This window comes from Kocuria kalidii, assembly GCF_044462225.1.
GTDB lineage: Bacteria > Actinomycetota > Actinomycetes > Actinomycetales > Micrococcaceae > Kocuria > Kocuria kalidii.
Window position 1 is genome coordinate 15,825 of record NZ_JBISWJ010000093.1, and the last position, 11,705, is coordinate 27,529.

10 protein-coding genes and 1 pseudogene are annotated in these 11,705 nt (G+C 69.2%); 5 read left to right on the forward strand and 6 right to left on the reverse strand.

Translation table 11 applies throughout. The features are described from left to right. Positions 1 to 92 precede the first annotated feature (92 nt). Complete coding sequence (locus ACH9D3_RS13830) at positions 93 to 590, reverse strand: DUF1990 family protein (RefSeq protein WP_396411373.1); 498 nt, start codon at positions 588 to 590, stop codon at positions 93 to 95. 269 nt (positions 591 to 859) lie between these two features. Between ACH9D3_RS13830 and ACH9D3_RS13835 the strand changes: the two genes are divergently transcribed. After that, positions 860 to 1,981: a serine hydrolase gene (locus ACH9D3_RS13835; RefSeq protein ID WP_396411374.1), complete on the forward strand. Its 1,122-nt coding sequence runs from the start codon at positions 860 to 862 to the stop codon at positions 1,979 to 1,981. A 155-nt stretch (positions 1,982 to 2,136) separates the two neighbouring features. Here ACH9D3_RS13835 and ACH9D3_RS13840 read toward each other — a convergent pair whose 3' ends face one another. Together ACH9D3_RS13840 and ACH9D3_RS13845 are read right to left on the reverse strand one after the other, a co-directional pair. Further along, positions 2,137 to 3,852: an FAD-dependent monooxygenase gene (locus ACH9D3_RS13840; RefSeq protein WP_396411375.1), complete on the reverse strand. Its 1,716-nt coding sequence runs from the start codon at positions 3,850 to 3,852 to the stop codon at positions 2,137 to 2,139. 203 nt (positions 3,853 to 4,055) lie between these two features. Beyond that, positions 4,056 to 4,997, reverse strand: a complete 942-nt coding sequence (locus ACH9D3_RS13845; protein WP_396411376.1) for a CPBP family glutamic-type intramembrane protease — start codon at positions 4,995 to 4,997, stop codon at positions 4,056 to 4,058. A 363-nt stretch (positions 4,998 to 5,360) separates the two neighbouring features. On the opposite strand from ACH9D3_RS13845, the pseudogene ACH9D3_RS13850 reads away from it, so the two are divergent. Continuing rightward, a pseudogene (locus ACH9D3_RS13850) lies at positions 5,361 to 5,695 on the forward strand (transposase); the annotation flags it as partial. A gap of 212 nt (positions 5,696 to 5,907) precedes the next feature. Beyond that, complete coding sequence (locus ACH9D3_RS13855) at positions 5,908 to 6,285, forward strand: TIR domain-containing protein (RefSeq protein WP_396411383.1); 378 nt, start codon at positions 5,908 to 5,910, stop codon at positions 6,283 to 6,285. 202 nt (positions 6,286 to 6,487) lie between these two features. Here ACH9D3_RS13855 and ACH9D3_RS13860 read toward each other — a convergent pair whose 3' ends face one another. From ACH9D3_RS13860 to ACH9D3_RS13870, 3 genes are read right to left on the reverse strand one after another with little or no spacing between them, the layout of a single operon-like run. After that, positions 6,488 to 7,486 (reverse strand): substrate-binding domain-containing protein, encoded by a 999-nt coding sequence (locus tag ACH9D3_RS13860; protein WP_396411377.1) that lies wholly within the window; start codon positions 7,484 to 7,486, stop codon positions 6,488 to 6,490. Positions 7,487 to 7,542: 56 nt separating this feature from the next. Then, on the reverse strand, positions 7,543 to 8,331 hold the full coding sequence (locus tag ACH9D3_RS13865) for a TIM barrel protein (RefSeq protein WP_396411378.1): 789 nt from the start codon (positions 8,329 to 8,331) through the stop codon (positions 7,543 to 7,545). Then, positions 8,328 to 9,356, reverse strand: a complete 1,029-nt coding sequence (locus tag ACH9D3_RS13870; RefSeq protein ID WP_396411379.1) for a Gfo/Idh/MocA family oxidoreductase — start codon at positions 9,354 to 9,356, stop codon at positions 8,328 to 8,330. The genes ACH9D3_RS13865 and ACH9D3_RS13870 overlap by 4 nt, the downstream gene beginning before the upstream one ends. 186 nt (positions 9,357 to 9,542) lie before the next feature. On the opposite strand from ACH9D3_RS13870, the gene ACH9D3_RS13875 reads away from it, so the two are divergent. Both ACH9D3_RS13875 and ACH9D3_RS13880 read left to right on the forward strand, forming a co-directional pair. Next, a complete protein-coding gene (locus ACH9D3_RS13875) occupies positions 9,543 to 9,884 on the forward strand; it encodes a GntR family transcriptional regulator (RefSeq protein WP_396411380.1) in 342 nt (113 codons plus the stop codon). Positions 9,885 to 10,114: 230 nt separating this feature from the next. Continuing rightward, on the forward strand, positions 10,115 to 11,611 hold the full coding sequence (locus ACH9D3_RS13880) for a sugar porter family MFS transporter (RefSeq protein WP_396411381.1): 1,497 nt from the start codon (positions 10,115 to 10,117) through the stop codon (positions 11,609 to 11,611). Positions 11,612 to 11,705: the final 94 nt, after the last annotated feature.

Sequence of the window (11,705 nt, forward strand, 5' to 3'; positions counted from 1 at the left end):
GGCGGAAACGTCACTGGGCCTGGTTGGTGCTCGAAGTGCTTCATTGCAGTTGGGGTTGCCGTGGCGTGCGCCCGCCGGTCTTCGAGGAGGCGTTACAGGGCCTGGAGGTACCGGCGAGTGTAACGCTGCTGCAGGCGACGGCTGATCGGCGCCCCGGCACGGGACCACCACGTGCCGGGGCGGGAGAACGCGGTGAGGGTGAACACGACGACATCGTCGTCCCGCCATTCGACACAGAATCTCTCCTCGCCTCGTTCGGGGTGGCCCGGCAGAGTGCCGTAGGCGAATCCTCGCCGGCGCTCCTCCTCCACGACGTAGACCACCTGGCACGCGAACGAGATCCGCAGCAGGTGCCGGCCCAGGCGAAGGCGCACACGGCTGCCCGGCTCGACGCGAGCGGTGGTGGCCGTGACCGTCAGGCCCGCTGCTCGGTGCACCTGCCAGCTCATCAGGCGTTCCGCGGCTCGGTTGAACGTCGACTCACCGTGGCCGATGACCCGGTGGACCACCAGGTGCTCGTATCCGTCGGGCAACTGCCCGGCGGTGGCGCCGACCTCCGGGTACGACAGCGGATGATCCATCAGGGTCATAGTGCTCACTATGCCAAGGGAACGCTGCACCGATGGCTGATCGGCGGGGGACCGGGGCGCACAGCATCTGGGCACGGCGACTGAGAGGGACTCCGTGTGCCTGTTGAGGGGTGTCAGATTGGGGTAGGGGGTGCGTTGGTCGACACGCCGGGACCTCTGCCGCGGTCTCGGTCCGTATGCTCCGGTGCGTCTTGACAAGCTGATCGGCGCCCCGGACTGTGGCTGTGTCGCGACATGACGACGTCGACTCCTCGGGTGCGGAGGTTGAGATGGACAGTTCGGTGTTCGACGAGGCTTCATCGAGGTCCCCGGCAGCGTCCCCGGCCGGGTTGGACGAGGCTGTTGCGGCGATGATGCGCATCGGGCGCATCCCAGGGGTGTCCTTGGCCGTGGTCGATCACGAGCGGCTGCTCCACGCGGGTGGGTACGGTGTTGCGGATCTGGGCGCCCGGGTCAGAGCGACACCGCGGACGGCCTACCTGTGGTTCTCCATGACGAAGATCGTCACCGCCACCGCTGTCATGCGCTTGGTCGAGTCAGGGCACATAGGGCTGGACGCGCCGGCAGCCGACTACGTGGACTACTTGACTGGCCCTGAGCCGGGTCTGCCCACGGTGGGCCAGTTGCTGACCCACACGGCGGGGCTGTCGAATCCGTTGCCCCTGCGGTGGGTGCATGCTGCGCAGGATGAGCCTCCGCCGGTCGAAGACATGCTGCGGAGCCTGATGCGTCGTCGGCGTGCCTACCGATATGCGGCAGGAGGAACGGCTCGGTACTCCAACGTCGGATACCTGGCACTGGGGCAGATCATCGAAGCGGTGACCGGCACGTCGGTGGAGACCTACGTGCGGCAGGCCGTGCTGGAGCCGGTGGGCATGACGGGCACCGGCTTCGCGTACCAGCCTGGCGCGCCGGCAGCGGTCGGGTACGTGCGGGCGCCACGGGTGGCCGATCCCGTGCTGCGGCGAATGCTGCCCAGGGACGTGGCCGGGTCCCGCACCGGGCCTTGTCTGGGGTTGCGCCCGTTCTACGTCGACGGGCCGGCATATGGGGGACTCGTAGGTGATGTGGTCGACGCCGCACGGTTCCTGCGCATGCACCTGGCCGACGGGCAGATCGATGGGCGCAGGATCCTCTCGGCGGACACGACCCGCGCGATGCGCGTGATCGGGCACCCGGGCAAGCCCTTTCACCACGGCATCGGGTGGTTCCGCCGCCCCGGTCCAGGAGCGCAGGAATGGGTGGAGCACTTCGGGGCCGGCGCCGGGTTCTGGAACGTCATGCGCCTGTACCCCGACCGGGACCTGGGCATCGTGGTCATGACCAACAGCACCACCGGCTACGACTTCGACCCCGTCTTCTCGCTGCTGACGAAGGCCACCTGGCCCTGACCTCGAGGCGCCCGGACCGGGTGACGTGAAGTGCGCTGCTGGCGCCCGTCCGGTGACGGGGTGTGTCGGTTCGAGCGGGAAACCCTGAGGGGCGATGCCTGGGTCAGGTCGTGCTTCAGTCCCGCCGTGGGCAGGGTGCGGTGTCCTGGTTGCCGTCAGCCGGGTGTGGGCGGGTTGGTTCGCAGGAGGGGGTCCAGGTAATCGATCAGGGCCTCCTCGTCCAGGTGCGGGATGCGCAGGCCGATGTATCCGTCGGGTCGGATCAGGTAGATCGCTTGCCGATTGACCCCGTACCGGTGGCAGACCTCCAGCGTGGGGTCCAGCAGGACGGTGTGGTGCAGGTCGGCGGCTGCGGGCCCGTCGGCGTCGGGAAGCACCAGGTGCGTTGCGACGTCAGGGCCGTAGAGCTGGTCGAACCGGTCTGCGAGGGCGACCATGTGCTGGACATCAGCGGGGGTGCCCCTTCCGGTGGTGAAGAGCAGCACCGTGAAGTGCGGTCCGTGCAGGTGCTCGAAGAGGCGGGTCTGTTCGGTGCTGTCGGGAGTGTTCAGGAGCGCGTCGGGCGCCCGGTCACCGGCGTGCGGCCCGCGGCCGGACCGGCGCCACCTCCCCGGACGTGCCTGGGGCGCTGACGAGGCGCTGGAGACGTCCACGGCCAGTGAGCAGTGGTGGTAGCTGACGTCGAGCTGGTTGCCGGCGGCCAGGATCGCTTGTTGGATCCGGGGCAGGCGCAGCAGCGGCATGAGCAGACGCTCACGGACAACGGTCATGACCGGATGCGCGGAGAACACCGTGGTGTGTCCTGCATCGGAGCCTTTGAGCACCGCTTGGGCAACGGGCCGACGTTCCTCCTCGTAGGTGTCCAGCAGCCGGTCCCCGGATGTTCCGCGCAGTACGAGGGCCAGTTTCCAGCCGAGATTGTAGGCGTCCTGGATGCCGGTGTTCATGCCCTGGCCCCCGGCCGGGCTGTGCACGTGGGCGGCATCGCCCGCCAGAAAGGCCCGGCCCACCCGATAGCGCTCGACCAGCCGGACACTGCTGGTGAAGTCCGACAACCATGTCGGATGCGACAGATGGATGTCGCTGCGCCCGGCGCGTTCCCGGAAGAGCCGCTGGAAGAGCTGGAGACTGGCGGGTTCCACCTGGCCGTGTTCGTCCGGGTGCACGGTGGCCTGGACCTGCCAGGCCCGTTGACCGGGGAAGGGGCTGGCGGCGACGTAGCGGTCGGCGTCGAACCACACATGGGCCGCTTCCGGGTCCAGGCCGCTGATCTCCACGTCACCGAAGACGAAATGCTCCGCATGGGCGTCTCCGACCAGTGCAACTCCGAGACGTTTCCGGACCCGGCTGTGCCCGCCGTCGCAGCCGACGAGGTATCGGCTGCGGATCCTCCGTGTTCCGCCCGTGGTCGTGTGCCGGATGGTTGCTGTCACCTCGGATTCGTCCTGGGTCAGGTCCTGCAGTTCCTGACCCAGTTCCGCGCTGCCACCGAGGGCTGCCAGGCGGGCGCGCAGGATCTGTTCCGTGCGCCACTGCGGCAGCAGCACCAGATTCGGGTAGGGCACCGCAGGCAACGGATCACGGCCGGGCAGATGCAGGTCGGCCAGCAGCTTCCCGCCCACGTGCCAGCGCACCCGAACGTCTCGCGACCAGCCCTGGGCCAGAACCGGCTCGATCACCCCGAGGTCGGCCAACACCTCCAGCGTTCGGGGCTGGATGCCCTTGCCCCGAGAACTCCCGTGATGTTCAGAGGCCAGGTCGATGACCCGGCAGGTGATGCCGCGTCGGCGCAACTCGCACCCGAGCGTCAGTCCCGTGGGTCCGGCCCCCACCACCAGCACCTCCGTGGTTTCCGCGGCGGCGTCGTCCATGTCAATCCCTCCAGATGTCCTCTGTGGATAGGCATCAGGGGCTCTTCCGGGGGACGCCCCTCAATGCGGCTGGTCGTTGCGTTGCTCGAGCTGCCGGTCAATGCCCTTATGGTGGACCGTCGCATGGACTGCGGGTCCGTGGTGCACCGTCCGTTCTGCTGCTGGTCCTGGGGCGCGTGCGAGGTGGCGCGCGCAGCCATGGCTCACTCACGGCGGGGAGCCCGACGGGGCCCCGCAGCGCGAGGTGCACGACGGCCGGCACCTGCCTCAGACAGGTCGTGCCCTCGCCCTCGATCGACCCTCGCGCCACCGTGCCCTGTGGCAGCGTCATGGTGTTGACGACGGTCAGGCCGAGCCCTGCTGCGGTGATGGATCGCGGCTGCGGCGGCCGTGGTGACCACTACCAGCGCGATGGGGGCTGCGAGGTTCTGATCGGCGTCCTGGAGCAGTCCGTCCACCAGAGCTCCGTTGTTGTTGCACGCGTTGTACACCCCGTGCACGAATCCGGCGGCCAACAGACTGCCGCCGGTGCCCCGCAGGAACACCCCGACCAGCAGTCGCATCGCCACCCCCAGCACCAGGACGCCGCCCAGCGCTGGAAGCACGTCCGACTCACCGATCAGAACGATCGGCACATGGATCGCCGAGAACGGAACCGCGGTCAGCAGCGCGGCCACGAAGAGATGGTGGCGCCGTTCGAGGCGCGTTTGAACGAAGCCGGCCCACACGGTCTCCTCCCAGAGATGGATCACCACGACAGCAGTGACCAGCAGCACGACTCCCTGCACCAGGCTCTCCGCGGCGTCGTCGGTGTCCAGGGACCCACCCAACAGCAGCCCGACGCCCAGCGTGGCCGCAGGCAGCGCGAGCAGGATCATCGCCCACCATGCGCCGAGCCGCCATCGGAGCAAACGGCGCCACACGTGCCGTGCTGCTGCGGGCCCCTCGCTGACGGCCGTCACCCACAGCGCGGCCGGGAGCATGACGCACCACGTCACCCCCAGCGCGAACAGCTCCGCCGGCAGCGCCCCGGTGCCGATCACTGCGCGGTCGGCCAGCAACGGCACGCTCAACACGGGCCACCCCAGCCCGAAGACGATCACGAAGAACGCCGCCAGCGGTCGGCGGCACACGATTCCCCGCACCCCGGAGGTGTGCGGGGGTGTCATTACCGGCTCGCACGCTGGTGGACGAGAACGCTGCGCATGGGTCCGACCTCGATCATGTGTTCATCCGGGACGACAACCGGTGGAGGTGCTCGCACGATGCATCAGCCGGTGCCCGTCCACGGGTCGGCGCACCCGGCACGACCCATGACATATGCGGCCTTTCCCCCGGAATCTGCCCGTGCCCTGAGATTAGGCACAATCGTCCTGCCCGGTACAGCCTCGGATCGTGGTGGTCATGAAAGGGCAGTCATGTACCGGACCACTTCTCGGTGCTGATCGGCTTCTGGGGCGTCGAGGATGGGCTCATTGGAAGTCTGCGACGGGATCGAGGGCCTGCCGGAGGCGATCTCGACCACCTGGGACCGTACGGTCGTGCAGCTGTGCGAGAGCTCCTGGGCTTCAGCTCGTGCCGTTCTTGGAGTACGACGTGGAGCTCCCCCCGATGATCGGCACGACGAACGCGATCGAGTCGATCAACGCCCCCTGCCGCAGGGCGGCGCGGGCCCGAGGGCACTCCCCGCACGAACAGGCCGCGCTGAAGTGCCTGTCCCTGGTGGCTCGGTCCCTCGACCTCACCGGCGGCGGCAGAGGACGATGGGTGATGAGGTGGAGGCCCGCGCTGAACGCGTTCGCGTTTCCCCTTCGCCGGACGGCTCGAGAGAACCGCTCCCTGATGGAAACCGCCGCACCCCACACACCGTTCATCGGACAGTCCCTCCTGCGGACGTCTCCGCGTCCCTCGCAAGGTTGCGGTGCGCGGTCGTCAGCTACGGGACGTCCGTTCATTAAGCCATGTTGCTCGGTCCTGTTCTGTCGGGTCAGACGGGCCGTACCGTGGCCCCCACTACTACTGACGCTTGAGTTTCTTTTTGGGGAGTTGACGGCAATGGCGCCGAAGACAGTATTTCTGGCATTCGCGGAACAGGACGAGCTGTACCGGGATCTGTTCACCACGCAGTGGGCACGGTCCGGGGACCAAGCCCGTTTTCTGGATTCACCCGCGGGCGCGGCGTGTCCGGACGAGTGGAAGAAGGACGTGCGGGAGCGGATCCGTGGTTGTGACGGGGTGATCGCGTTGATCGGCGGGGCCACACCGGACTCACCCGTGGCGCGGTGGCAGATCCGCTGCGCGGTCGCCGAGGGCAAACCGTTGATGGGCCTGTGGGTGGAGAAGAAATACCGGGGGAAGCCGACCGAGATGGGCCCGGCGCGCTGTGAGAGCTGGACCTGGGAGAACATCGGGGACTTCCTCGACCGTCTCTGATCCGACAGCCACCGGACACCACCGATGCGCGCGGCGGACAACAGGACTCGGTCGGAACTGATGCGCGATCACATGCCCCGAGATCTGACCGGCCCGTGGAGCGGGCATGTCCGGGATCCGCAGACGCGGTTGCGCAGTGACGGGACGATTCACCGACACCGGATGCAAAGCGGTGCAGTCGTTCCACTTCGCACATGGCCGATCACAGGCTGGCCGGGACGGGTGCGGTGCTGGTGCGGGGAACGAGCTGGGTGGGCAGCAAGATGTGCTCGCCGGCTGCGGCGGTGTCCTCCGCCGTGGCGTCGAGGCGGCGCAGCGCCAGGTCCACGGCGGTGCGCGCGAGCCGGCGGGGGTCCTGGGCCAGGCTGGTGAGGTCGAGGTAGGGCAGGGACGCCTGCTCGGAGTCGTCGAACCCGACCACCGACAGGTCATCGGGCACGCGCCGGCCCAGGAGGCGGGCCTGGCTGATCACCCCGACGGCGCAGCGGTCGTTGAAGGCGATCACGGCGGTCGGGGCGGGATCGTGGGCCAGGAGCCGAGTGATGGCGGCGGCGCCGCCGGCCTCCGAGGCGGCCCCGGGCACGATCAGCATCTGGTCGCTGAGGCCGGCCGAGGTCATGGCGTCCTGGTAGCCGGACCGGCGACGCGCCCCGCCGGCCTCGCGGTCGGCGTCGATGTAGGCGATCCGTCGGTGCCCGAGACCGAGAAAGTGCTCCACGGCCAGGACCGCACCGCGGTGGTCGTCGGCGGCCACGCTGTCGAAGACCGTCGAGTCGAAGGCCCGGGTGACCGAGACGACCGGCAGGGTCGTACTGATCCGTTCGAGGCGGGTCTGCGGCAGGGCGCTGCCGAGCAGGACCAGCGCCTCGCACCGGTCGCGCAGCAGCGCATCGAGGGCGGCCTCCTCGGTCCGGTGCGGCGTGACGGCCGAGAGCACCATGTCGTAGCCCCGCTGCTGGGCGGCGGTGTGGAGACCGTCGAGGATCTCCCCGTGGAAGGGCTGCACCGGTTCGAAGGCCACCCCCAGCAGCCGGGAGCGTCCCTGGCGCAGCAGACGGGCCCGTTCGTCACGGCGATAGCCCAGCTCGGCGGCCACGGCCAGCACATGGGCGCGGGTCTCCTCGCTGGCGCCGGGAACGTCGCGGAAGACGATCGAGACCAGGGGCTGGGACACCCCGGCCGCCCGCGCGACGTCGCGCATGGTGACGCGACGCCCGGACGGGCGGCCGGGGGCCTCCTGGTCTGGGGCGTCCGGGGTCACGCGGAGGACGTGGTGAAGGCGTCCCGGAATCGGGTCAGGGCCGCCTCGGGGTCGGCGGCGGCAAAGGCCTCCATCGCGATCACTCCTTCGTATCCGGTCTCGGCCAGGGCGGTGGCCACCCGGGGGTAGTGGATCTCCCCGGTGCCGGGCTCGCACCGTCCGGGTACGTCCGCCACTTGGATCTCTCCAATATACGGAAGAGCCCGTGCGCACAGCTCCACCAGGTTCCCCTCCCCGATCTGGGCGTGGTACAGGTCCAGGTTCAGCCGCAGGTGCGGGCTGTCCACGGCCGCGACCAGGGCCAGGGTGTCCTCGGCACGGGCGAAGGGCACCCCGGGGTGGTCGAGGGCGGTGTTGAGGTTCTCCAGGGTGAAGACCCGCCCGTGGAGTTCGCCCAGCCTCGCCAGCCGCTCCAGGGTGCGGGCCGCGGCCAGCCAGTCCGCCCCGGTCACCACCAGGTGCGGCACCACGGGAAGCCCCTGGGGGTCGAGACCGGTGCCGTGGACGTTGAGCCGGGGGCAGTCGATGACCTCGGCCGCGGCCAGGGACTCCTCGGCGGTGCGCAGCAGGTGTGCTGCCCCGTCGGGGTCCACGAGGCTGCCGCGCACGTAGCCGGTCATCGACCCGAACCGGGCACCGGTGGCGGCCAGGGCCGGCAGGTCCTTGGTGGTCCAGTCCCAGATCTCGACCTCGAACCCGGCGTCGTGCAACCGCCGCACGCGCTGCTCGAAGGGGAACTCGACGAAGAGCATCTCCGCGTTGGCCGCCAGGGTGAAGCCGCTCACCGGGCCGCCTCGACCACGTCGAGGGCCACCGGCGCGCCGGTGCGGCAGGACTCGATGCACCCCAGCGCGATCCGCAGCGCGTCCTCGGCGGCGTCGACCCCCGGCCCGTCCACCGGGTGCCCCAGGGTGGTGTCGGTGAAGGCCTGCAGCTCGGCCGTGTAAGCGGTGCGCATGGACTGCGTGTCGGCGCGGACGGTGTCGATGCCGATGCCCTCGGAGCCGTAGTAGCGCATGCTCGAGGCCGCCAGCTCCCCGGCGGTGACCATGCCGGCCGAACCGAAGGCCTCCGCCCGGGTGTCGTAGCCGTAGGCGGTCGAGAAGCTGGCCTCGGCCGTGGCGATCGCCCCGTTGTCGTAGCGGATCGTGACCACCGCGGTGTCCAGCAGCCCGGAGTCCTTGTACTCGGGGGCCACCAGGGCATCGGCTGCGGCGTAGACCTGCACGGCCCGGGCGCCGGGGTTGAGGAAGTTCAGGGTGTCGAAGTCGTGGATCAGCGTCTCCAGGAAGATCGTCCACGGGGCCACCGCCGCCGGGTTCGCCAGCCCCGGGTCCCGGGTGGTCGAGCGCAGCAGCTGCGGAGTGCCGATCCGCCCGGCGTCGATCATCGCCCGCGCCTGCGGGAAGCCGTCGGCGAAGCGGCGGTTGAACCCGATCCGGAACAGCACCCCGTGGGCCTCCACAGCCTGCCGGATCCGGTCGATCTCCTCCAGGGTCATCCCGGCCGGCTTCTCGCAGAAGATCGCCTTGCCCGCCGCGGCGACCTGTTCCACCAGGGTGGTGTGGAAGCGGGCCGGGGCGGTGATCACCACCGCGTCGATGACCGGGTCGGCCAGCAGGTCGGCGATGTCGGTGTACGCGGCCGCCACCCCCAGCTCCGCGGCCAGGCGGGCGGCGGCACCCTCGACCGGATCGGCGATCGCGACCAGTCGGGCGTTGGGCACGGCGCGCGTGATCAGTTCGGCGTGGCTGGAACCGATCCGGCCGGCGCCGATCAGACCGATGTTCAAGGTGCGGGGCTCGGACACGGGATTCTCCTTCACATCAGGGGTGGAGCGCGGACGGGGATGCCCAGGAACGATGTTCCCACCATGTCCTGACAAACCCTTGGCAGAAACACTAGTACGTACTAGTGTGATCGGCAACACAAACTCAGGGGTGAGCTGAAGCAGTGCACCGAGGCGCAGCCACCCCTGCCGTGGAAGGAGATATTCGTGACCGCACGACACGTTCCCAGCCCGCCCCGCTTGCACCGTCCGGAAGCACTGATGGCCGCACTCTTGTCCCTGCCGCTCGACAGGAACTCCCCGGTCCCCCTCTATCACCAGCTCGCCCTGGCCCTGGAGGGTGCTATCCGCAGCGGGGCTCTGGCACCCGGCACCAGACTCGACAGCGAGATCGAGCTGGCGGCCCGATGGCATGTCGGCCGCGTCACCGTGCGCAGCGCCCTGCAGCGCCTGGCCGATGCCGGTCTGGTGATCCGCACACGACGAGTCGGCACCTACGTCACCTCTCCCCACCAGTGGGCGCGCCCTCATGCGCCCGCCACGGTGTAGCAGAGGTTGGCCGACGCTCGCTCCACGCCCCTCGGGGCGGCCGCCCACCGGAGTCACCGCCTGATGGCCCGGACGATCGAACCGCACTTCACCTGCACCCGCCACAGCACCGCGCAGCGTTCTGCCTCCGTGGCCGAACCGCGAAGCCGACATGACGAACAACCCGTCACCGGACCGGTGCTGGCCGCGATCCACACCTGTTGCACCAGGTCCTCAATCAAGGAGTTCACATGTCTCACCACTCTCCGGGCGACAGCCGGGTCGCCCTTCCACCGCTGACCGGCGGGCCGCATCGCAAGCGGCTCGGACTGATCTCGGTCGTGGCCTGCCTGGGCGGGCTGCTGTTCGGCTACGACACCGGGGTGACGAACGGCGCCGAGGGGCCGATGGCCCAGGACCTGGGCTTGAACCTGATCCAGTTGGGCGTGGTGGTCAGTTCGCTGATCTTCGCGGCCGCCGTCGGGGCCCTGGTCTGGGGCCGGGTCTCGGATGCCTGGGGCCGGCGCAGGACGATCATCCTGCTGGCGGTGCTGTTCTTCGTCGGTACCGCGCTGGTGGTCTTCTCGCCGGCGTCTCCGGAGCCGGGAACGTTCTCCTCGACGGGGTTCACGGTCCTGGTCTTCGGGCGGATCATGATCGGCCTCGCCGTGGGTGGAGCCTCGACGGTCGTGCCGGTGTACCTGGCAGAGCTCGCCCCCTACGAGATCCGCGGGTCGATCACGGGCCGCAACGAGCTGGCGATCGTGTTCGGACAGCTCTCCGCCTTCGTCATGAACGCGATCATCGCCGTCACGCTCGGCGACGTCGTGGACGGGGTGTGGCGCATCATGTTCGCCGTCTCCGCGCTGCCGGCGGTCGCCCTGTTCATCGGGATGCTGCGCATGCCCGAATCCCCCCGCTGGCTCACCGAGAAGGGCCGGTACGACGAAGCCCTGGCGGTGCTCGAGACGGTCCGCCCGGCCGATCGCGCGAGAGCCGAGCTGCAGGAGATCGAGCGCATCGCGGCCATGGAGGTCGAGACGCACCAGGTCGGGCTGAAAGCGGTTCTGACGAACAAGTGGCTGCGACGGATCATCCTGGTCGGCATCGGGGTGTCCATGACCCAGCAGCTGACCGGCATCAACTCCGTGATGTACTACGGCACCCGCATTCTGGAGGAGTCCGGGATGACCGAGCAGCAGGCCGTGCTCGCCAACATCGCCTTCGGTGTCGTGGCCGTGATCGGCGGCATCATCGCCCTGTACAACATGGACCGGCTCGACCGGCGCAAGACCTTCATCATCGGCTTGTCGTTGACCACGACCTGCCACGTGCTGATCGGGATCGCCGGCAACCTGCTTCCCGAAGGCAGCCCGGCCCGCCCGATCGTGATCCTGATCCTCGTGGTCGCCTTCGTGCTCTCGATGCAGACGTTCCTGAACGTCGCCGTCTGGGTGTGGCTCGCGGAGATCTTCCCCCTGCACATGCGGGGACTGGGCATCGGCATCTCGGTGTTCTTCGGCTGGACCATGAACGGTTTCCTGGCCCTGTACTTCCCGACCCTGGTGGGCACGGTCGGGATCTCGGGCACGTTCTTCCTCTTCGCAGGCATCGGAGTGCTGGCCCTGATCTTCGTCGCCACCCAGGTCCCCGAGACCCGGGCCCGCTCCCTCGAAGACCTCGAGGAGGACGTCACCACCGGAGCGATCTACCAGGTCGCCAAGCCCGCCGACGCCCACCAGGCCTGACCCCCGGAGCTCTGCTGCCCAGAGCTCGATCCGCCGGAACCGTGGGGCAGGTCAGATGGCCCTGCCCCACGGCTCCCAGACACTGCAGGGTCTG